Here is a 23,261-nt window from a genome sequence, read left to right as displayed (position 1 = left end):
AGCTGTCGTGATGAAACCATTTCGATCTCAAATCACTTTGACTGCGTGCCTTATGTTAATGCTGATATGGACAAGTAATACAGGCTATGCACAGAACAGTCAAACCCTGATCGCCAAAACAAAGTCGCCAAACTATAAACACAACTTCAAGCACAAGATTCGCAGGTCTGCTCGCCTTGGGAATGATCTTGATAATTCAAGCCGCCCATCGAAAGATGCAACGACAAATCCGCTCAAAGATCGTCTGAAGTTCGAATTACTCACAGGCGGAAAATGGGTGACGCTCGACTCATCCAATCCCACTATCGAAACTACAAATCAGCCACTCAGAGTCTCATATGTTCCCTTAAAAGATTCTACTAAGACAGCAAAAGTGGATCTGATATTCCAAAAATATACTTCTAAACTCAACACTGAAAACAATAAAGCAACACTCTCGTTCGATCTCACCCCCTTTCTTTCACTCAAGAATGATGACGAATCGAGTATTCTGTCTTCAGAAGTAATCTCCAGACTACCAGATGGTATGTATGGCATCACGATTAGGCCAGGAAATGAGATTGATTTCTGGCTCAAAGTAACAGCCGTCCCTCCAGAGCCACCCATCATCAGTTCCATTGATACGCGGCTTGCAGAACAGGGAGAGCTGTCGCTCAAGCTGAAGAACATAGTCGTGGGTGATCAAATCAAACTATTTGTGAACGGCGAACCTGTGAAAACCGTTACCATCAGAAAAGATTCAAAGCTCGATTCCTGGCTTTCTTTTGGCAAGATACTTCCCCCTGGCTCTGCAACGATCACCGCCCAATTGAAGCGGGACAAGAAAGAAAGTGACTATTCATCAGCGGTCCAAGCAACTTCACGATCCACTGTGATCATGGCACGCAATACGGAAATGAACCTGGAAGACTTTAAAAACAAGCCAAAAAACAGCCGAGATGACGAGCGCCTGAAAGCCGTCACAGAGTTCGAATTTGTAACCAGCCTCTATTCAAAGAAGAAAAAGAAACGCGGACGCATGACCGCGCAAGAATTGGCCCAACTACTTGAAGCATTCAAAGAATCTCTTAAAAAAGAATTGAAGCAGGACCAAGATGCACAGACTCAAGAACTCCAAACGCAAATCAAATCGTTAGAAAACAAAATCACTTCCTTGCAGGGCCTGCTAACCACTCAGAATCAAACAAATATGAATCGTGATGCCGCTATTCAATTAAAACTCGACAACCTGAGTAACGATTTTAAAGTACTGAAAAAATGCTTGAAATACGAGTACTCAGGCTGGAGCGATGACCCGATTTTTGTCTGGCCTTCGCCAGATGCTATCAAGGATTCATACCTCAATAATCTGAATCAACTCACAATGCACCCGTTAGCTCTCCTGACCAGCACAATCGAAAAAAAATATAGTGCTCCAATTGCAAAAGCCTGTAATCAAACGGGACAATTTACCCTTGATATCACATTCAAAGCCATGGATTCCAATCAAGCGACAACCGAACTGATGAGAATTGTTTCGTTCTCCGAAAGTCCCCAAAAACGAAATTTCACTCTGGGGCAATTTAAGGACCAACTGGTATTTCGAATCCGGACAAACGGCACGCCTCCAGCCATGCCAAACACGCTTCCAGATGATCAAAATGGTCTGGGTAAAACGAGTGGGGGAGCTCAGGGAATTCACTTTTTTAAAGGATTGACAGCCGGAACTAATTATAATGCTGTGATCAGTTTTTACGATCAGAAACTCCATTTTTGGGTTACTCCACAATCACCGAATGATCAGTTAGTCAAGGAAGTCAAATACGACCACCCCATCTCAGCCTGGGATAATAATTATGAATTGATTCTCGGCAATGAACTCGCCGTAACTGATGGTAAAAGAAAATGGGGTGGCGAAATCCATTCCTTTTCGATCCGAGATCGAGGCGTCAAATTACCCAGGCCAGATGCCGATTGTTTCCAATGCTTATTTTCGAGCGTTACTCCCGCAGCAATAAATACAATTGCAGAGAGCTTACCTTCACCTCAATCATCGGACACATCCGACTCCGGTGACTTTGATCTTGAATCTTCCGTAAGCAAAACCATCGCGGTCAAGGAATTTGCCTTCCCGTTTCCGGCTTCGTTCCCTCTGCCACGCTATCATTACGATGGTAGCCCCATCGAAACTGAGGGGGCGGTCCTGGATCAAATGCGGTTAGCGATCGCCAAAAATGGGCGATATCAACTCGACTTCGAAACCCGAACGACAGTTCGGGCGGAAATCACGCTGCAACTGCTGGTGCAATTAGACAACGGCCAATGGTATCCTCTGACCATCCCCAAACAGACGATCGTCCCCACAGAGTATAAACGGGACCAGTCCGAATCAGCAAAATATGCCGAAAGCAAGTCCATTAAGGGCTATGCCCCCATTCTGGTCAATCGGAGTGGAGAGATCCGCGAGATCCGCCGTCGCGGCAATGCCATCTTTGGCACTCCGCCCTACATCAACTAAGTGACGATCGACAATCAGCCAGGCCATGAGTTCTATCAGTGATGATGGAACTCATGGCTTTTTTCATTGGTTCGTTGTTTATTATTACCGACAGTCACCATCACCTATTCTACCCATCTTCATTAACCGGAACCCTTAAGACCCGGATAATCGATACGCTTTAAAATATAGGAAGAATCAATAGGTGTAAATTTCAACCAGGACGATAAACAGACGTGTATAGAGATTTCACTTCAGCACTAGTGAATTTCAATCCAGATCTAAAACCTTCTCATTTTGAACAAGCATGGATGCCTCGTCATGAAGAAGTTTCTCGGTTTATTGTTGAATTGTATGGCTGTTTGCCTCTGCTCTGCCATCGGCATCGGAGCCGGCATGTACTGGATGCAGAACACCCAACAAAACAATTCCCCCGTGCCGGTAATCCAACAGGTGCAAGCTACGGGAACCGACCAATTCCCACAAGCACCCAATCTAATCAGCGTTTCCCCGGCACAAATGAAGCAAGTCACGCCGATTCCGACAACGGTAGCTCCTCGCAATCAGCGAGTTCAGCAAGTGGCTGTTCAAAGTAACGATGCTGTCGCCGACAAGAATCAAACCATCATAACCTTGAAAGTGGGTGACACAGAAATTGGTAAACTCAATCCCGATAAACCTGCCGGTACGCAGGTTCCCGCGGGAAAAGAATTTTATTTAACAGCGGATGAATTAACCAAAATTGAATTCACTGCGAAGAGACCTGATAACACTAGTAACATTACTAATATTACTGTTAATACTACGCCTGTATCCTCGATTAACGCTTCTGCTATGAGTGTAACTTGGAAACCTACTACTGCTTTATCTTTTTCAAACGGGCCTGTTGCATTAAGCATCGTACTCAAGATTGCAAACCTTCCTGCTGGAACACAAGTAGCAGACCAGACTTTCACTTTCAAACTGAACAACTACCCCATTCTGGAGTCAGTGAAAGTAACTTCTCCTACATCCGGTAGCCCGATCTCAATCACTGATGGCGGTGAATATTTTCTCCCAGGCCCCACAGCAAATCTTGAGGCTAAAATAACTGGCGAACAGATTGATTGCACACTGGCCTTATTTCGAAAATCAGGGACGACAGACCAGTTGATCAATAATCAGATAAATAAAAAACCCGCTGAGTTTGTTACCGCAGTTCGCTTTTTAATCACACAAACAGGTGATTACATCTTAAAACTCTCGCAGACAGGCAAACCACAGCCCTACAAAACTTTTGAATTCAAAATCAAAAACGTCATTCAAGATCAGCCGAACTATCCCAAAATCGAATCTGTCACCGATGTCGGTGTTTCACCTTCGCTTCCCATCCTCTACACCGCACCAAACTCCAACGCCAATGGAACTCCCTGCTATCTGCTTCGCAGTTCGAATTTGATACTCAATATTACGAAATCGAAAGACCGAACAGCCGTCTTCGAATCTCAGAAGATCGATTCGATTCCAGCGATTGCCAATCAATTCGGGTCAAAAATAAAAGCGGTCAAAGCCGAAGTCTCACCGACTGCAGAAACTTACACTCTTTCCGGATTGGAACATGGCATCTACCAGTTCCGGTTTAAAGACAGCTGGGTCAGTGAACCAGGCAAGGGTCAATCAAAAACGATTACCGTCATTATCCCCAGACCGGCTGGCTTCAATCCGCTGATTCCGGAAATCGCGTCTTACAAGAATCAAAAATATTCTGATCCCCAGACATTTTCGAACTCAAAAATCGATCTGTATAACGGGTATCTGGAATTAGCCGGCACCAAAGCCAGTCCGGACCGCGCGTTGAAATTTTTGCTCTTCAACGAAGATTCCGGCAAACTTCTGCCAGCAGCACCGCAGCAATTGAACGTAACCTATCAACCGGGGCAAAATGGTGCCTGGCAGGCAACTCTAAATATCAGTGCTATCATCAACAAGACTCCCACGACACTCTATCTCTTGCGTCAGGAAGGTGATCAGTTTGCATTTTCAAATCCTGTCACAATTAAACTTAATGCCCTTTCCTTAATGAGCGACTTTCAAGTGCAACTAAGCGCAATTGAAATCAAACCGGCAGAAGGAACTTCCCCTGATCTCACGAAAATTGTCAACTTGAACACGGACACTCCCAATATCGTCACTAACGACTCAAATGTAACCAACACACAGATTATCCTCTATTCTACCGCATCGAACTCGCCCCTTGGGTATGGGGAATTCGTCAACCAGAAAACTGTAAAACTGCTCAAGCCATTCTCCAACGGAAAACATCAACTCTATTTTAAAGCCTCTCAAGGGGAATACATCGCCCCCAATCGGAGCGAGACCTTCACGCTCAACATTCAGAAAGGCGGCTTGGAAGTGGTTGACGTTCAGCCCCCCAACTTCGGAACAGCTCCCGGCGTGGATAAGCTGAAAATCAAATTCTCACCCAAGAATCCTCTTAAATATATTGCAGATAAAATAATTGATGATCCTAAACTTAAAAAAACATTCCACCTCACTCGCAGTAAAGGAACAGGTAACTTCCTAAGTGGTGAAACGGTGACAATCACGGAGGGAGTCTACCAGTCCTACGACAACGCGGTGATTCTGACGGTCGAGAATATCCCTGCCGACATCTATCAGCTCGTGATTACAGGCAATGAGCTCGAAGACATTTTCGGCAACAAGCTAGAGGGGAACGATAAACAGCCTGGCACCAACTTTGTTCGCGTCTTGAATAAACCAGGTGGGGATTCCGCCTCTGCCAGTCGCTCTGCTTCACCGGCAGTACCCACAAGTAAATTTATAGAATATCATGAGTACGAAAAACGGGATCTCCCTGCAGATGGATTCAACCCTTCAGACAAAGTGGTCACCCGAGTCGCGCGGCTGTATTACTATCGCGATGCCCACCGGGTTGCACAGATTCTCAACTCGGAAGTTCAGTCGCTGAATCATAAAGGCTATCAGGAGGCCCAGCTGCAAGCCGATCAGGCCAGAGAATCCTACGAAGCAGCCGTCCTCAATCGCCGTCTGCAGGAAGAAAAAGCGATTCGCGCCTCAAAAGAACTGCGACAAAAAGAAAATGAATACCGCAATCAGCAACAGATTCTCAGCGGCCTGGTGCGTGAACGTGCCAACCCCGATATTGATGACACGACCAAAAACCAACTCGAGTCTGCCATCGACGATGCCCAGCGGGTCATGAACGACTTGCGCGGCGATATTTCGACACTCTCTTCTGAGATGAATACCGAAGACGACGAACTCAAAAAACTGGATCTGAAAGAAGACCAACTCAGCGCAGCATTGTTCCGCAGCGAATTGCGGGCAGAAAAAACAGATCTTTATACCATCGGAAATGGTGACCCCGAATCTTACGATGCCGTACGACAAGTCACCATTAAAGTCATCGGCGAAGGATTGATTCATCTGCGCGGGCCCATCAAAGGGGTCAACATCATCCGGACGATGATCAACCAGATCGATTCTCCCGTCGGGCAGGTTCGCATTGCGATGCACACCATCCAGGTCAACGGCGAAGATGCCAAACGCATGGAAAACGTCGCGGACCGGATTCAGAAATCAATCGACCAGAGCCGGTTCCTGACTGTACAATCCGCACAAATGTTGAGAAAAGCAATCGTGGCCGTCGCATCGGAAGTCGCCATCTCCACCTGTCAAGATGGATTCGCGATGACGCAGGAACAGCGCGACGAAAAATATCTCTACGCGTTCTTCGGTCGTGACTTCATTCAGGCATTGGAAGAAATGGATTCTGAATTCCTGCAGTCCGGGAACAAACTGCTCTCCATCCATTCCATGGACACCACCAGTCTCTCGTCTGCTCTGTTCGTGCTGGCTTTGGCCAAAAACGACATTCGGCAGCAGATCCTGGCACGTTTCTACGCCTCGGTGGAAACCGAACTCCCCAACGCGGAATGTCAGTTCCTCTACCAGGGTGGCCCCACCAAAGCAAACAAACATCCACATAAAATGAACCTGCTGGCACCGTATGCCAACTTCCAGTCCTTCCGGGGTTTCTTCGATCACGAAGTCATCGGCACCGATACTATGACGCCGCTCCAGCGCGAATTCGTACGCCTGGCACAAATTTTCAAAGCCCGATTGACCACCGAACGCGAACTCAACCTGCACGTCATGGAACGCGCCATGATCGAACAACGCGTCGGCAACTATCTGGAAGAACTGAAAGCAGCCAAAGAAAAAGAAGACCTGGAAGAACAGGCACTCGCCGAAGTACAGAAATCAGTGCAAAACAGCCAGATCAAAGTCATCCAAACCACAACCCGATTGCAGGCACGAATAGCAGAGATTAGTAATGAAAATGCCGCTGTCAGTGCAGACTTCGAATCATTTCAGGAAATCTTTGAAAATGTCGTGAATAACCTGCTCCAGGCCGCCTCTGGAGATTCTAGCATCGATATCAGGAATTTACCCACATCTAAAAAATTTGCATTGCTCCAGACTTTATTTCCGGTAAAGCAAGAAACCGGATCAACAAAATGGAGAACACTTGAAGATCGAATTTATGAAGTACTTAATGAATACTTCTCTAATAGCATGAAAAACGTCGTAGGAATAAAGTCAAGCCAATCAGTGAAGTCTCAGGAAGGCACTGAACCTTACAAGTCTTTTATTTCAAATTTAAAACAGTCACGTGGAGAATTTAAGTATGGAGGTAAGACATTCCAGTTCAACTTTTCAGAAAAAACAGGGGATGAAAAACGAAGAATGAAGAAAAAAGATGAATCAAACTATAAATTTGGTTTATCAAACCCTGCTGAATATGCTGAATTAGATCGGATCACCCAAGCTTATATTCAAAAGTCTCGAGAAGTGATTAATAAACTTGAATGGTATAACCAATCACCTGCAATGCAGGCAAAGTTAGACCAAGCTAAAAAATACCAACGTGAAATTGACTATGAAGAACGCGATTCATTCCGGGACATCCATCGAATTGCAACATCGTACTATTTGATAAAAGAAGTAAGCCAACATACAGCCTACACTTCTCGACAAATTGTGGAAAATGTTCAAGAAGTAAATGAACTACTCGGCAAAGCGGGAACGAATTCAGCAGGGATTCAAGAAGCATACTCGAAGTGGAGAGTCGTTAGCTCAAAAGTATTTTCATACTTGAAATCAGGAAACAAACAATACGAAGAGGCAGCCGAACTCTTTCAGGTCGTCGACAAATCATTCAACGAACTGTTTGAAGCGGGGCTGAAACTGAAGTTCGCTGAGCAGAATGCGAAAAACTCCCGCCTGTCGCTCGATCACAAAAAGTTCCTCGACATGCAAATCGACCAGACCGAGGATAAATTCATCGAACTGGTAGAAGGAACTCGGGCCCATACCGCCAACATCGATAACTATCTCAAGCGCATCGCGACCGCACTGGAAGACGATTTCAATACACAGTTCTATTATCCCGCGTTCAAGGAAGCCCGTGATGCCAGTCGCTACTGGAATGTTTCGTTCGGCTCGATGGAAACTTCCAGTATCCTGACCAATAACCGTTCTCTGGGTAAAGTGGCTCCCAAAGCCACGATCGAATTTGATCTTCCCAAACGGCAGTTGGCCATCATCGAAGGTATGAATATTGCCGAGGCATCCTTTAAAGAATATGGAGCTCTGGTGAATGATCCGACCTTCCTGGCGATCACTTCCATGAATGGGGGAGAAAACGTTCAGGGGGGATATACGATCAAGCCCGATTCGTTAGACAAACAGATCTTAGGACAACCAGGATCTCAAGGACAACGCTTCGGATCTGCTTTTGAAAACTTAATTCCGGACCCTGCCGTGTTCAAATTCGAAACCGGAACGGGCTTTACCGTTCGCCCCGTCATTCAGCCGGACGGTCAAGCGGTCGTCTTTGATCTGAACTATCTTTATCGTACCAACGTGCGGGAACCTGTTCGGGCGGACGAAAAACATCTGGGTCGGATCAAGGAACACTTCATCGATACCGATGTGCAACTGGGGAACTATGAACTCCGTGAAATCAGCCGCTTCGTGATCGCTCTAAAAGCCTCACGAACTGCGAATGGAGTTCCGCTCCTGTCGGACGTTCCCGGTGTGGGCGTTCTCTTCCGACCAACGCCGAGTGCTGAAAGCTCTCTGCAACAAAGTCAGATCATGAGTCAGGCCGTCATCTATCCGACCCTGTTTGATCTGATGGGTCTTCGCTGGGCTCCCGCTGTCGCCGATGTCGGCCCGCTGGAACTGTCCAACCGCGAGTTCATCTCCAAAGGCCGCGATCGCTTCCTGAAAAATCGCGTTTACGACTATGCTGGTTCTCAGGTCGATCAATTCCTGCAGATCAAAGAACCGGAACGACGCTCCGATCTTTACCGTTCCCAAGAAACCATTCCGGATGTCCATCCCAACGGATACATGGGGCCTGGGTTGAATCTCAAACGAAGTCACCTGCAGGAAAACTTCCAGCCTGAGCAACAAAATCCTTCCGAACGCTTTGTCCCCCGTTCCAACCCAGATGGCTTTAGAGACACTGACCGGGCGGTTCCGGTATTACCATCAGGTCCCGGCTTGAATTCACTGCCGCCGATCCCCTCGATAGAGTCCAATGAAACTTCAGCAATTCCGGTCCGGGATAACAGGGTTCAGCCAGCTTCCTGGACGGCCACAGATTTGTCTCCTCAACGAGAACCGACAATTGTGAGTCCGCAGCAGGAATCCCGTATTTCTTCACCCAGAAGGGTGATTAAGAACACGCTGAATCGTTCCGTTCCGACTCTTAATATACCAGAGAGATCAGCAACCAATCAACAAATTCAACAACCAAAAGCGGTACCGTCACAACCGAAACAGACCAGTATCTACAAACGGTCTGTCTCTCGAATTAAATCACTTTTCAGGAATTAAAATACTTCACTTGAATCGGTTCTTCTCACTCATAATCCATCAGATTGATTGAACATAAGAGTCTATAATGGTCATTAAATATATTGATAAGAAATCGCTGCTAAGGCTCAGCCTTGTGTGCATGGTGGTGGTTATGACAGGCACCGCATTCAGTGAATTGTTTCCCAAGCGTGTTCCAACCCGAACTTGTGGAATTCCCCATAATTATGATTACGACACACGCGCTACCTCTGCCCGCAGCCGCGTGGAATTAACGGAACAGATCATAGTTGCTGTCGAAGAGTTTGATACTGAAACAAATCAGATCCGCACCAAAACGAGAACGAGATATTTCCACCGCTCAGACCAGCTTCCCATAGTGATCCCTGCCGTACTGACTGAAACGGATTTTCGCTTTCAGGAAACCGGAGAATGGAATCTGGCAGTCAATGCGCACTTTAATCCCAGCCGGGGCGAGGCACTCACGGCGATTCAACAAGCACTCGGAAATCGACCCAATTTTCTGCATTACCTCAAAGGTAGCCGCTTTCACCTGGCAATTCGCTGTTACGCACGAGATGAGAAAAATCTGCAACGAAAATCGTTACTGGCGGCCCATAAAACCTCTTTGTTCTGGGTAAAAAGCGGAGAACCCGCTCCCCGACAGTTTACCAGCAACTGGGCTAAACCAAGTCAGTTTGAAAGAAATCTTCAGGAATATTACGACCGAATTAATCTCGTTGAAATGGAACTCTATTACGAGAAGTAAACTGCACAAATTCATTCAACATGCGAAACGTTCTATAAAAGTTTGAGGAAAGACGGATGTTCCTAAAAACGAAATTCACCTGTATTCTAAAAACAAATTTGATTCATGCCGGAATCATCTGGATCGTCCTGTTTCAAATCAATGCGACGGTCCATGCCGAGAAAAAAGCGCCTGTGCCAGCGACTCAGGAAATCGATGTCATCCTGCCCGGTGTCAGTTCCGACGGGATCCCGGCGGTGCTTGTGGAATCGGACGGAAGCAGCTCAAAAATTGAGATTCCTCCCACCGTCCTGGTTCACCGTTACTACTACACGGGAGACCGCAAGTTTCAAGGCCCTTACATTCCAGGCGGCCCTTCGATCGTTGTCGCAAATCATCCGAAGACAAAATGCCGTGTTTATGCGGATGTGCAACTTCTGCCCGGCGCTCCGGAAGTACTTTACTCAAAAGATATGATTGAATATCGCTACGGAAAAAGCCGCGTCCTCCTGTCATTCGCCCATGATGGCGGAGTGAAAGTCTCTTACAAGAATCATCTCCCGATTGGGACCACTTTCAAAAATGCGACGGCTGGAACAGCCAAAGCGACCGTGGGCGTTCTCAGTAAAACTGGCGTTCCCAAAACGACGTCACGCGTTTTCAGAACCGTGGGTGGCTACACCTACGACGCCGGGAAGTTTGTTGTCGGCAAGTCAAAACAACTGATCTCGAACACCCCTCTGTCAGGCCTGTTCATCAAAGATGAAGCAGATCTGGAGTATAGGGAGCGCAATCGAAAACTGGAGAGAGCGACTGAAAAGATTCTGCAAACAGGTGGCTCATTTCCGACAAACCGATAGTCTGATTCTTTAGTTCTTTTTTTAGAGATGTTTTTTACAAATTCTGATTTAGCTGCAAAGCTCATAGGTACCGATTTATGTAAAAAAAATTTAGAACATGATACCAAAACTGACAAGTTGTACTAAAAAACGAGCTTTATTTTGCAAAAACGTATAAGTTATAAGGGTACATATGACCTTGCCCCCCCTAACCTTGAGCCAGTTGGAACGTTAGAAATCAAAAGTGAACACCTTAAAATGTAACATAACAACTGCTATCGTCCATGGGGGCAGATTACATGTGGAGATTAACGTGTAAGCACCGGACAGAAAGCGTAGCGCTGCCGCCAGTCAGTTGAATTTAGAGAGGCGGGGATACTCCAGGCATCACATGCTAGAGCGCATCCCCTTTAACCATAGCGTCTCCCATTCTAATATACTCGGTCCAAATGGCCTTGGAGACGCTGCAGTAAAACTGGACACAGTCTAGTAATAATTAATGCTGGATCTTGAATCGCTGAAGAGTGTTTTCAGATAACGAAGCACTGTGAGCCTTTGGCCGTCAGGGGTAGATTTGGCCTGAAATAGGGATCCAAATCGTGTGCTGAAAACGAGCAAGATACTGGAAAGAAATCGAACGTGATTACCCGTTTTTTCCACAAAAAAGGTATCACCGGGAAAAATAAATTGAAAATCGGAGATTTCAAATGGGCGTAAGTATTTTTGAGAAAATAATTTAGCGGAAGTCGGGATGACAAGATTTGAACTTGCGACCTCTGCGTCCCGAACGCAGCGCTCTACCAGGCTGAGCCACATCCCGTTTTGAGTCTTATTCTAACAAGACGGAAAGTAGAATCAACGGAGCAGCGGGTGGTCCTATTCCCTCTTTTTGAACAATGCAATCTGATTACAGAGGCTCATTGTTCGCTTGATTTCAATGTCATGTCCCAGGTCCCCGTGCATTGATTTTTGCGGCATGGACACTGGGCTTAGATGCCGCTCTCGAACTAGTAGGGTTGTAGTACGGGAGCACCTGCTGTTGCCGGTTGCTCAGAAGGGAAATGAGCCGGATCGACGTTTACTGGTTCAGGATAAGCAGCCATAGCGGGGACTCCCAGCTGGACTGGTTGACCTGCGACGCCGGGGGCGACCAGCATTGATTGTGCTGCCATTGACTGACTTGAAATTGCTGATGCATGGCTCATCTGTGGGGCGTTCATCATGGCGATGGTACCTGATGACGCGCCGTTGGTGTAAGTGGGGAGGGGGTGAGTGTAACTGGCCTGTGCTGTGCGAGTTTGATAGCGGAACAAGCTGTTCCCGTTGCCAACCGGGCCATGCTCCCAACCTTTGGCCACAATGCGATTCTGAGAGCTGTTGGCTGAAGATGGTTTCTTGATAGAAGCGATTCTTGACTGGACCTGTGGTTGATACCACTCTGTATTCAGAGACTGCTGATACATGGCAAGTGCTTCATCTGAGCGGCCTGTCTGCTGATAAACCTGACCTAAATGTGCGAGAACTTTGGGGTGGTTTGGATCGACATTCGATGCAGCCTTTAATGATTGTTCGGCACCGTTAATATCACCAGACTGTTCGAGCAACCAAGCCATTTCCAGGTGAGATTCTGCGACATAGGGTTGAGTGTCCCGCCATGCAGTGATGTGTTGCACTGCTTCCTGTTGGCGGCCCTGAGTGATCATTAACTCTGCCAATCCATGGTGAGAAGGCTGATGCGAGGGATTCAAGCGTAGTGCGTTGCGGTAGGTCTGTTCGGCGCCCGCCAGATCGCCTTCCTTTTCCATGACGACGGCAAGGTTGTGGACATAGTCCGGATTGCCAGGATTATCAGCAATCGCACGGGTGAACGAGGCATGTGCTTGCGCGTATTCGCCACGTTGGTAGTATCCATTTCCCATTTCATTGCTGGCGACACCATGCATTGAATTGCAACCAGTCAATCCAAGTGTGCCCAGTGAAAATAAAATGGCCAAACTGCTGATAAGTGAAAATCTAATCCGAGTTGAGTGCATCGTGCACATCTCCATCGTTTGTAAGCATGCATTCAGAATCCGTTGCTGAATTTCACGCTGCCGGAAAAATGGTTTGGAGAGGTTTTAAAAGTTGAATTTGTATTTTTGATTATGAAATGAGAATGAGGAAGGTGTCGGGACGATATCAGTCCCCTGAATTTGCAGCAAGAGGAATTTGAGGATTTTTCGTTGAAAATCTGGTGTGAAGGGAAAAAATCATTACGCTGCTAAGTATCTTCTGAAATAGAAGATAGAGCTAATTTAATCAGCCTTGAGCTGGAGCGGACATGGGGGGCACAAGTTATTGTTGTGGCGGGCTGACTGGCTTAGTTGGAGGAGACGGGGGGACTTCTTTGGGTTCCAGTAATGCGCCATGCTTCTCGATTTGAGAAAACCAGCGTCGGGCTGTTGCGCGTCTTTGTGTTGGTGTGGCAATCGCAGAATAATCGATCTCACGGCCTGTCAGCTGATTGATATAGTTGAAGGCCAGTTCTCTAACGGCAACATGATTGTGTTCGAGCCATTCGACAAGTCTTCCTGAAATGAATCGATCTTGCGCGTCTGTAGTCTGGAATCCCCACAACAGACGTTCCATGATTTCTGCCATTTCGGGAGAAAACTGTTTTTGTAACGCCGCTTTCAGAAGTTCTCCGTTGTTTGGATCGCGTGGCAGCCAGTTTCGGATACCGTTAATCGCTGCGATACGGGACTCATGGTGGTCCACTTCGTCAAGCACTTTTACCAGTGCCTGATAGCGGTTTGTTAATGACAGTGATTTCGTGGCCAGATCAGAAATGTTGGGCTTTAAGTCTTTTGTAATTGCTGGCATGGTGAGGGAGACGAGTTGGTCGTCATTCAATTCTTTGACAAACGCGGCAGTTAACCGGCGTGAGAGATACGAATTGTCTTTGTAGTCCGGTTCAACCCAATGTGGAACACGTAAGGGTTTCTGTCGATCTGAGGGGTTGATGATACCGGCGGCGCGGTCTTTGGCTGAGAGCGACATCCACTGACCGGCATCAATGGTGTGAACTTTCCCTTTTCCATCGGAGAAACGAATCATTCCTGAGTAGGCATAGAGTGTGCCTGTATAATTATCGGGCCCCAGTGTTTCTCCCGGTTTGGTTGGCTTGACCGGGTTGATCTCAATTCCGCAAACACTGTCTCTGGTGACAAGTTCAATCCGCCAGAGTTCGTCATTTACCTTGATTGAGAGCGTGGGGCCAGCGGCATCTTTTGCATCATTCAGGCCTCGTGAGGCTTCAATGCGGAGTCGGCCTTCCTGTATCTGAAACCCCATGTCTGCGGCTTCATTTTTGCCGATATAAGTGACTGAAGTATCTGGCAGGAGAACAACTTTGCAGAATGCCTCGGGGATATTGATCCGTGCTGTAAACGGCTCGGGTGATGCGACTAGGGAGCCAACCTGAATTGGGCTGACTTTGGAGAGAATCACCCAATCATTTTTGTCTGCGAGTTCATGTTTTTTATCAACACGTGCCAGGAAGAACCCATCTTCTGATTCAATTTGGGCGGCTGGTGCCTGTTCGGCGATGTCTGCCAATTCGATTTTGGGTGGCTGTGGCGTTTTGGGTTTCTTATCGAGGTTTGTCATGGCGACTGTTTTTTTATCGGGAGCCGTCGCAGGGGGAGTGGGCGTCAGCGTTTCTCCATTCTTTGTGATTTTGGGGGTAGTTGAGGGTAAGTTCGTCACCGGTGGTTCTGTGGGGACGACTTTTGCTGTCGCACTATTTTCGGCATCAGCGGGTGGCGGTGCATCGAAAGCTGGGGGTTTGTTGTTCATTGCGACAGGCTGACTGCTGGGGCTGGAATTTACATCAGGCGTCTTTGGTGCCGGCTGTATTTCTGGCTGCACAGGAGTCGTCGGGGCTGGTGATTCTAAATCAGTGCTCGATTCTGGCTGTTTGGCGGTAGCTGAGAGATCGACTTCCTGGTTTTCAGGAAGGTTGCTTGCCAGTTGTGTTTGTGTATCACGGCCTGAGAAAAGTTCCGGGAAAAATGTCTCGTCTCCAAAGAAGAGACCTGCCCAGACGGCACCGGCGAGCAGGACCAGGAAGTAGGGAGTAAAGCGTTTCCAGAGGGGTTTGGTTTTGAGGTAATCAGGTATGCGGGAAGAAAATGGTTCTATGTCTTCTGCAGGGACGGTCTGTTGACTGCCCGGACTTTGATTTCTTAATGGAGAGGATGGTGTATGTTCTACTGGTTCAAAAGTGCTCTCGCTCTGGTCTGATTCATTGACGCTGGTAGTATCGAGGCTGTGGTCACTAGAAATCGGCCCCAGTGCATAAATACGTTCTCTGGTATTAGGGTTGATGGTTGCCGGTTCTCCCAGAACCAGTGTCAAAATTTGATGAGAGGCTGCTACTTCGACCAGATTCACATCGGAGTTCAAGCAGATTTTTTCCACGTCGGCCACACTTTCTGGTGAGAGTGTGTTGTCCAGATACTCGGCGATCGAATTTGGATCTGGGCTGGAGCCGGGGCCTTCCACTTCTGGTGCCGTCAGGCGACGCCGGCGCAAAACATCTTTGATTCTCTCAACAAGTGAGGAAGCGTAACTGCTTTCTTCCAGCTTCTGACCAATCTCTTTGATTTGAGTTGGCTCGAGAACATCGTCGAGATAAGCAATTAATGTTCGCAGTGTTAAACGCATGGGGCACCATCGTCTTTGAGTGTCTTATGGGAATCCGAGAAAAACGGCCTCTACCATAGTTAGTGACCTGGCAGGCTGCATTCCGTACAAAAAATGTCTTAAAATCCCAAAACTCGTGAACACAGTGCCTGTGCTATGCTTCGTAAGCTCTATCCAGGAAGTTGTTTAGGGCAATTAGTTCGCTTTGGGAGAGTTGGGTTTGTTTTTTTGTACGGTCTGTTGGTCCGGTCCCTGAATGATCAGCGGGACAAAGAGTTCGGGGAAGTCGGCGTCGTTTGTTTTGATGACAATCAGGCCATTGTGTTTTCCCGGGGGAACAATGTCTTCCACAATCACTTCCAGTTTTTGCTGACGCAGTCCGTCTTTCTGTTCCAGCTTGCCAAGTTCTACTTTGGCGTACTTAGAAGTGCTTTCTACGCTGATGATTTCAAAATCTTTGCCAGATCGATAATCGGAGACTGTTATTGGATGTGTTGTGCGGCCTGGTGTGAACTGGTAGATCACAAGCGCTTTGGGTTTCACGACGAGCCTACGGATGGGAAGTTCCAGTTTGAGCGTCAGTCGGGTTGTTCGCTCCTCGGAATCCTCATAGCGGAAATCAACGAAGTATTCTTTCTGACCAGGAGATTCGCCGGCAGTTTCCATCTTCAGTTGGAATTCTCCCGCTTCATTGGGAAGGTAGACCTTTTTTTGCAGTTGTGGGTTCAGGCAACCACAGCTGGGAATAAGTTCTTTAACCGTAACGGTATGCTCGCTGAGGTTTTTGAAGCGAAATCGTGCGCCGACAGTACGCGCCGTTTCTTTGACGAGTCCTGTATCAACCAGATACGTTTCAAATGCGAGAGCCGGTTTGGGTTTACCGGCGAGTGATGGTTGAACGCGTGAACCAGTCCAGTGGGCGAAGATAGCTGTGGCGAAGGGCAGAATAGCCAGACTGAGTAGGATGCGTCTGGTCCATTTTGAGTGTGTGATTTTATCGCGCATGGCTCGCGTGCCTGTAAAAGGTTGACCTGGTAACTTATTTTCCAAACTGTGCGTATCATTAGCACAATGCCGGGTTTAGGGCAAGACCTGCTTTCGTGTGCTTCCTGTTCCGAATCTCAAGTCTCCACTGTTGATTGGACATCGGAATTTCCTGCTGTTGATTTCAGACTACTCATTAAGAGCAATCCCAAAAGCATGATGCCGGCACCAACCCAATATGGGGATGTGATACTGCCCTGGATCGCGCCATTTTGGGTTCCCTTAAACAGAACGATCCCTGCCAGGGGACCGAGAATTCGGGCGAGAGCCGAGATACTCTGGCCGATTCCGAGCACGCCTCCCTGCTGATCTTCTGAGGTGTTTAAGGATAACAGTGATTGCAGTGAAGGGGTGGTTGCAGAAAAGCCAACGACCGAGATGGGCAGGACAGCATAGAGCAATATATACGATCCAGAGTTCCCGGCTACACCGATTAAGAGCAAGCCGATTACCATCAGAATGATCCCTGCCAGACCCATGCGATATTCGCCAACTTTGGGGATCAATCGTCTGACCAGAAATCCCTGGCTGAGTGTTAAGATGAACCCGATATAAGCGAAGATAAAAAAGTTACTGCGGGCAGCGAATCCCAGCTCTTGAGTCAGCAGGGAGAGTGTTGACTCAAATTGGGCAAAGGCAAATGTTGTCAAAAAGCTAGTGAGCAGAATTAAGCCAATGCGTGGTCGAGAAAGCGCATGTCGGAAGCTACTGACGTCGAACCAGTGGTGACGTTTTGCCAGTGATTTGGATGTTTGTTTATTGAGCGACTCCGGCAGCTTGAAGATGGAGAGTAGGGCGGCCATTCCGGAAAGAACACAGGCGACATAGCCGGGCGCTGCACTGGGCGTTGCGCCGGTTTCTGCCGAGACAAATGCCGCACCGATTAAAGGTCCAAAGGTGAAGCCGATTCCAAATGCCGCACCGATAAGCGCCATGCCTTTGCCGCGTTCTTTGGGGCCGGTAATGTCTGCGATGTATGCTTGTGCTGTGGGAATGGTAGCGCCGGCGATTCCGGCTCCAATGCGTGTGATGAATAGCCAGGATAATGCGCCGATGCCTAGAAATACGCCTTCTTTACCCAGCGACGTCGCGAAGCCGAACATGCCGTAAAACACAGTCGAGCCGACTAATCCCAGAATCAGAATCGGGCGACGGCCAACGCGGTCCGAAATGCGTCCCCAGATGGGGGCGAAGATAAATTGCATCGCAGAAAACGATGCCATCAACAGTCCCAGTGTGCCACCACTTGCTTCAAAGTGTTCTGCGTATCGAGGCAGTAATGGTAAGACGATTCCAAAACCAAGCAAATCGATAAAGACAGTTACAAAAATGAGAAACAGGCCTGCCTTGCGTCCTTCCGACACGTGGGTCCCCTTTGAACTTATGGTCTAGTGTAACTAAAAAGAAACAATGCCGAGGATGAGTTTCCTCGGCATTGCTGGATCATGATCGAATTAGACATTGAATACAATAGACAACGGTCAGGCTGTTTTGTCTGCAAAATCATCTTCCGGAGTGGCAGGATTTTCGGGGTCAAACCATTCCGGTTTGAATTCAATCCGAATCTTGTGTTTCATGGCCAGGTTGGAAGTCAGGGCCATGATCGCATCTGCCATCGCGACGGTTCCGTTGCACTTCAAGCCGCCTTCGTAAGGGCCGTTGAAGTTATTGGTACGGATACAGTGGGCGAAATGTTCCATTTCTTCGGTGTAGCCACGACTGATTTTGTCGCCAACCGCTTGATTGACATCCGAAGCGGCAGCAGAAGGGGCCGTCGTTTCGTAGGCGTCAAGAACCGGTCCGCTGCCATCACTGGAGTTAATGACCCACAGACGTTGGTCTGGTCCTCCACCGCCGGTGGAGGGGCTGGATTCCTTAAAGAGCAGCGCTTCTTTTTCAGTCTTCATGATCAGTGTACCACGGCTACCCAGGACGGTTTCTCCATAAGGTTCCCAGCGGTTGGTGTTGATCGATGAATAGGTCACGATGCAGATATCGCGTGGATTGGTTTCCGGATCATAATGAGGGCCGGGGAATTCGAAGGTGACATAAACGTGATCATCGATTTCACGATCGTCTTCCTGTTTATCCTTCGAGCCAATCCCTTTCACACCGTAGAAGTTTTTTCCGCCGTAACCTTGAACGGCCAGCGGATGAACTTTACCCAGAAAGATACTGCAGGCATCGAGCTGGTGGCTTCCGAGTTCGGCCATCAAGCCACCGCCCGTTTTGTTGTACAGACGCCAGTTGATCAACTCGTCCATGTTGTCGTAGCCGTACTCTGCGACTTTTTCGGCGAGTTCCTGTGTGTCTTCTTTGGGAACACTCTTGCGCCAGCTGTCGCGTCCCGGGAAGCTGTTATTGCGGTGCCATTGGGCACGAATATGTCGAATATCGCCGAGTTCACCTTGTTTGACGAGCTCGTTGGCATTCTCATAGAGCACGCTGTAATGACGTTGGTGACCGACGGCCAGCAGTAATTTCTTTTCGTTGGCTTTTTTGATGAGCTCTTTGCATTCGGTAATATTGTGGGCCATCAACTTTTCTGACAGAACATGTAAGCCAGCGTCGAGGGCCGCCATCGCAATGGGAGCGTGCTGACTCAGGGGAACAGCGATGATGACCGCTTCCAGACCGAGTTGTTCTTTAGCGGCGATTAGTTTTTTGTGATCGTCGAACTGTTTGATTTTTGAAGCTTTTTCCTGACCGAGTTTGTCGATCAGTCCCACGCGATGCTCATTGCCGTGTCCGTGAAATGCTTTGTGGCGGTTGGTAGGACGCAGGTCGGCGATCGCGACGATTTCCATGTATGCAGGGGGATGCTGCGTGATCAGCACGCTACCCTCATCACCGGTTCCAATGAATCCAACTTTGACTGGTTCGCCTTTGAGTTTTTCATACCCAAAATAAGCTGCTCCTAATCCGGTGCTCGCAGCAGCGGCTCCCACGATGAAATCACGCCGTGAAAACGCAACCGCTTCATTAAAATTGTCTTTGCCGATTTGTTCCTGTTCGGGAGTTAATTGCATATTTTTGCTCCTGATACGCAACGCGTATCGATTACCGGTAGGGAGGAATGATTTATTCAGTTATAGGTGGAAACAAGGCGGTTGTTAGATGTACCCTCGTTTCCTACGAAAATTTCCACTTAATCAGTGAGTTTACTTTGCCGATTTTTTCTTTTTATGGAAAAAGCGATATACCAGGCCGTCGATACCAAACCAAGTCCCTGTCGGCAGGGCGGCAATGGCCAGCAGGGCGATGACTTCGATCAGATTTTTATTAATGATAAAACTGTGTTCAGGTCCTGGTGCTTCAGGAACTCCCGGCCAGGGGGGCATGACCAGATAGAACGAGAACAACATGCCTGCAGCGCCGATGGCGGCGATTCTGGTTCCGAAGCCGACTAGAAGCAAGATTCCCAGGATTGTCAGGCTGGCAATGGTCATCATATTCACACGGTGGATTTGTGTGTCTTCGTGAGGGACGGGGCCAGCCGCAATTTGCTCTGGTGTGAGCAGTTTGTTGGCTTCGGTTTCCATTTCCTCTTCCATGGCGCGAATCGGATTGACCAGGTCGGCTTTCAACTTCTGGATCTCGGCCCAAAGTTTGTTGAGATGATCGACTTTAAATTGCTGGTCTGCCTGAGTCAGTTTTTCTTCGTAACGATCCAGGTTGATCTTGTATTGCTCAATCTTGCCGATTCGTTTGCCATCGATGGTGCCTTCCTGCTTGACGTTGATCTGGCCAGCCAGTTCCGGATTCCCTCGTAGCGATGCCTGCATTTGTTCAATGTAACTTAGGCGGGCAGAGCGGGCGTAGACCTTGTCCACAGCAACGTAAAATTCACGATCAAGGGCTGTTCCACCTTCGAGTTTTCCGTTAGGACCTTTTTTGACAGGCACCATGGATTGCAGGCGTTGTTTTTCCGCGGGAGTCAAGTGTTTCTCACCATCGACAATCAAGCGTTTTCTTTTTGCGTCGTATTTTACAACATTCCCCAGGCTGCCTCTAATTTTTACTTCTGGTGGGAGAGCACTGAGCTCCGCTGCAAAGGACGGGCTGCCAATGACCATCTGGTGCAGTTTTGCTTTCTGGGCATTGGTCAGATTCGGGTGGTGATTCAGGAACCGCTGTTCCCAGGCGAGCCACTTTGCTTTGACTTTGTCAGCATCCAGCCAGTTCAAGTCATTGGGGTCGCCGGTCATACTACGGAAGTGATCACGGAAGGGACCTTTGGCGTTATTCAGATAGCCGGCCGCCGTCCAGGGACGCGTGGAGCTCAGGCTATCTATTTTCCAGAGTCCCTCATAGAGCAGTTGCCAGCCGATTGCGAGTCGTAAAACAACAATAAACAGGATCGCGATCCCTGAGATTTTCTTTAGATCTTGCACTCGTAAACCCTCTGTTCGTTTAAGGGGATTTTAATGTTTTGTTTCGTATTGTCTGTATGTTAGGAACTCTTTTTTTCGTCTTCAACATCTGAATTTCAAATGCATGAAGTCGAACTACATCTGGAATGTCGTCCACGATCACATCACGTTTTCGTTGCTGTTGCGAGTCGCTCAAGCATTGAAGGTTAGTTTGCGTGTGTGTCTGTGATTTATTCTATCAAGAACATGATCTCTGGCGTGGAGCCCGGCAGAACTCTGACTGCCGATTCCGTACGCTTTGTTAAGAGCAGCTGAATCAACACCGAGATCGGAAACGTTCTATTAAGATTCCTTTATAACGACAAATCATTGTGACAACAATTGGTCGCGATCCAGGAACAGAAACTCATTCGGAATTCCGCGAATTACCGGGGAGAGTTTTCGGCCTTGGGAGGGTGGTGGAATTAAAATCGTACCGACTTCACTATGATTATCGCAATACTCCAGGGCTTTTTCGATACCGATTACGTAAAAAGCAGTCGAAAGTGCATCGGCTAACGCTGCATTAGGGGCGATAACCGTTACAGACAGCAGTTCTGAGACAGGCCAGCCGGTTCGAGGGTCCAAAATGTGGCCATAACGCTTTCCAGCGTGGCGAAAATGCTGTACTGAAGATCCGCTGGTCGACATGGACGTATTTTGCAGTAATACAGTTCCCAGACGCTGGTTTGTAAACAGCGGGTTTTTGATTCCGATGGGCCAGCCAGGAAGTTGATTGTGTGTGCCTCGGGCCAGAATACTGCTGAAACCACCATAAAACAGCCAGCTTTCGAGTTCTTGTTCTGTCAAAAACTGTCCAGCGACATCAAGGGCATAGCCTTTGCCGATGCCTCCCAGGTTGAGTTCATTTTCAGGCGAACGAAATTGAATGGTTTGAGCAGAGTTGTCGAATTGAAACTGGTCGATGCCGGTATGTTTGAGGCGATCGTCAATTTCCTGCTGAGAGGGGATGCGTCCCTGTTGTCTGCACTCTCTCCACAAAGCAATTAAAGGGCCGGATGAAGGATCGAAACCTTCTGCGGTATCCAGGCAAATTTGACGCGACTGATCAAGAATTTCGAACAGCCTGGAATCCATACCTGCAGGAGCAGCCGCAGCCTCGGCATTCACACGCGACATTTCGCTGTCGGTTCTGTAAACGGTCATCAGCTGCTCCAGCTCATGCAGCAAGTTCAGCGCATCCGAGGCGTGCATGACCTGCGAGCTGGGGCCGGGGTTCATGACGACAGCAAATTCGGTCGCCATGGCTCGTGTACTCAATCGAATTGTTGAGCCACCCGTCGGTGCCTCAAAGTCTTCCGTCACTTCATTCAGATAGTCCGCCAGATGGTCTCCGGCTCGCTCCGCGGCTTGCTTTAGAACGCGACCCGTCAGGAAATCACGACGATTGCTGTTCGTTTTTTTCTCAGACATAATCGCAGATTAAGGCCCTAGAAAAATGCCTGAACTTCAACGCTGGCGTGGCAGTCACTTGGAGCTGGCAAGTGACTGTTGCAGCCGGATTATTCCAGCTCAAGCAAAGGACGTAAAGTAAGGCACGGTTGCAGCCCGCTCTTTGATTTCAGACTCACTTTTCAGCAACTGTGCTAAGAAGTCATAGGTGCCAGAGATCAAGGCAGACCTGGCATTGTCGGGTAACGTACAATCGAATTCTTGATCACCGCAGCGGATTTTCATTGTTGAGAGGTTGACTGAGATCTCCTGGTCCGGATGGTCTTGAATTTCACGATTCAGAACTTCCAGTGTTTCGCGAGAGGCACAGACAGCGGGAACTCCCAGTGAGGTGCAGTTTCCGAAAAAGATTTCTGCGTAGGACTCGGCGATGATGGTTTTGATTCCCCAGCGAATCAGTGACTGGGGGGCATGTTCGCGAGATGAACCACAGCCGAAGTTGCGGCCGCCGAGTAGTATTGATGCATTTTGAAATTGTGGTTTATCAAAAGGATGGTCCGGATCTTGTATGCGGTCGTCTTCGAAGGCGTGTTCTCCCAGGCCATCAAAAGTAACGCAGCGTAAAAACCGTGCGGGGATAATTCGGTCTGTGTCGATATCATCCAGTAAGAGCGGGATACCAGTTCCGGTGATGCTTTCAATTTTTGTCATTTGTCTGTCTTTGTCGTTTTATA

The 23,261-nt window shown here is 48.1% G+C and carries 12 protein-coding genes and 1 tRNA gene; 4 read left to right on the top strand and 9 right to left on the bottom strand.

Annotated features, from left to right (window positions below; all coding sequences use genetic code 11):
* Positions 1–10: 10 nt before the first annotated feature.
* The 4 genes from AAC022_RS04255 to AAC022_RS04240 all read left to right on the top strand — a co-directional run bounded on the left by AAC022_RS04255 (position 11) and on the right by AAC022_RS04240 (position 10,993).
* The gene (locus AAC022_RS04255; RefSeq protein WP_339728320.1) at positions 11–2,497 is read left to right on the top strand and encodes a hypothetical protein; all 2,487 of its coding nucleotides are present in this window, start codon (positions 11–13) and stop codon (positions 2,495–2,497) included.
* A 300-nt stretch (positions 2,498–2,797) separates the two neighbouring features.
* Positions 2,798–9,406, top strand: a complete 6,609-nt coding sequence (locus tag AAC022_RS04250; protein WP_339728318.1) for a hypothetical protein — start codon at positions 2,798–2,800, stop codon at positions 9,404–9,406.
* 67 nt (positions 9,407–9,473) lie between these two features.
* The gene (locus AAC022_RS04245) at positions 9,474–10,154 is read left to right on the top strand and encodes a hypothetical protein (RefSeq protein ID WP_339728315.1); all 681 of its coding nucleotides are present in this window, start codon (positions 9,474–9,476) and stop codon (positions 10,152–10,154) included.
* 56 nt (positions 10,155–10,210) lie between these two features.
* The gene (locus AAC022_RS04240; protein ID WP_339728312.1) at positions 10,211–10,993 is read left to right on the top strand and encodes a hypothetical protein; all 783 of its coding nucleotides are present in this window, start codon (positions 10,211–10,213) and stop codon (positions 10,991–10,993) included.
* A gap of 725 nt (positions 10,994–11,718) precedes the next feature.
* Here the strand turns inward: AAC022_RS04240 and AAC022_RS04235 are convergent.
* The 9 genes from AAC022_RS04235 to leuD all read right to left on the bottom strand — a co-directional run bounded on the left by AAC022_RS04235 (position 11,719) and on the right by leuD (position 23,238).
* A tRNA-Pro gene (locus AAC022_RS04235) sits at positions 11,719–11,792 on the bottom strand.
* 187 nt (positions 11,793–11,979) lie between these two features.
* On the bottom strand, positions 11,980–12,915 hold the full coding sequence (locus AAC022_RS04230; protein ID WP_339728309.1) for a tetratricopeptide repeat protein: 936 nt from the start codon (positions 12,913–12,915) through the stop codon (positions 11,980–11,982).
* Between the two features lie 391 nt (positions 12,916–13,306).
* Positions 13,307–15,679, bottom strand: a complete 2,373-nt coding sequence (locus AAC022_RS04225) for a hypothetical protein (protein ID WP_339728306.1) — start codon at positions 15,677–15,679, stop codon at positions 13,307–13,309.
* 174 nt (positions 15,680–15,853) lie between these two features.
* Entirely contained in the window at positions 15,854–16,663 is an 810-nt protein-coding gene (locus AAC022_RS04220) for a DUF1573 domain-containing protein (RefSeq protein ID WP_339728304.1), read from the bottom strand.
* A gap of 116 nt (positions 16,664–16,779) precedes the next feature.
* Positions 16,780–18,066 (bottom strand): MFS transporter, encoded by a 1,287-nt coding sequence (locus tag AAC022_RS04215; protein WP_339728302.1) that lies wholly within the window; start codon positions 18,064–18,066, stop codon positions 16,780–16,782.
* 117 nt (positions 18,067–18,183) lie between these two features.
* Positions 18,184–19,731, bottom strand: a complete 1,548-nt coding sequence (locus AAC022_RS04210; RefSeq protein WP_339728301.1) for a Gfo/Idh/MocA family oxidoreductase — start codon at positions 19,729–19,731, stop codon at positions 18,184–18,186.
* Between the two features lie 132 nt (positions 19,732–19,863).
* Positions 19,864–21,096: a DoxX family protein gene (locus tag AAC022_RS04205; protein WP_339728298.1), complete on the bottom strand. Its 1,233-nt coding sequence runs from the start codon at positions 21,094–21,096 to the stop codon at positions 19,864–19,866.
* A gap of 345 nt (positions 21,097–21,441) precedes the next feature.
* Positions 21,442–22,548: an FAD:protein FMN transferase gene (locus AAC022_RS04200; RefSeq protein ID WP_339728295.1), complete on the bottom strand. Its 1,107-nt coding sequence runs from the start codon at positions 22,546–22,548 to the stop codon at positions 21,442–21,444.
* A 99-nt stretch (positions 22,549–22,647) separates the two neighbouring features.
* A complete protein-coding gene (leuD, locus tag AAC022_RS04195; protein WP_339728294.1) occupies positions 22,648–23,238 on the bottom strand; it encodes a 3-isopropylmalate dehydratase small subunit in 591 nt (196 codons plus the stop codon).
* Positions 23,239–23,261: the final 23 nt, after the last annotated feature.

The sequence above is a fragment of the uncultured Gimesia sp. genome (assembly GCF_963976445.1).
Taxonomy (GTDB): Bacteria; Planctomycetota; Planctomycetia; order Planctomycetales; family Planctomycetaceae; genus Gimesia.
Note: the sequence above shows the minus strand (reverse complement) of the source record. Positions and strands in the feature narration are given on the sequence as shown.

Coding starts and splice junctions, on each gene's coding strand:
- AAC022_RS04210 (WP_339728301.1), bottom strand. CDS start 19,731: ATGCAATTAACTCCCGAACAGGAACAAATCGGCAAAGACAATTTTAAT.
- leuD (WP_339728294.1), bottom strand. CDS start 23,238: ATGACAAAAATTGAAAGCATCACCGGAACTGGTATCCCGCTCTTACTG.
- AAC022_RS04230 (WP_339728309.1), bottom strand. CDS start 12,915: ATGCATGGTGTCGCCAGCAATGAAATGGGAAATGGATACTACCAACGT.
- AAC022_RS04220 (WP_339728304.1), bottom strand. CDS start 16,663: ATGCGCGATAAAATCACACACTCAAAATGGACCAGACGCATCCTACTC.
- AAC022_RS04240 (WP_339728312.1), top strand. CDS start 10,211: ATGTTCCTAAAAACGAAATTCACCTGTATTCTAAAAACAAATTTGATT.
- AAC022_RS04255 (WP_339728320.1), top strand. CDS start 11: ATGAAACCATTTCGATCTCAAATCACTTTGACTGCGTGCCTTATGTTA.
- AAC022_RS04225 (WP_339728306.1), bottom strand. CDS start 15,679: ATGCGTTTAACACTGCGAACATTAATTGCTTATCTCGACGATGTTCTC.
- AAC022_RS04200 (WP_339728295.1), bottom strand. CDS start 22,548: ATGTCTGAGAAAAAAACGAACAGCAATCGTCGTGATTTCCTGACGGGT.
- AAC022_RS04250 (WP_339728318.1), top strand. CDS start 2,798: ATGAAGAAGTTTCTCGGTTTATTGTTGAATTGTATGGCTGTTTGCCTC.
- AAC022_RS04245 (WP_339728315.1), top strand. CDS start 9,474: ATGGTCATTAAATATATTGATAAGAAATCGCTGCTAAGGCTCAGCCTT.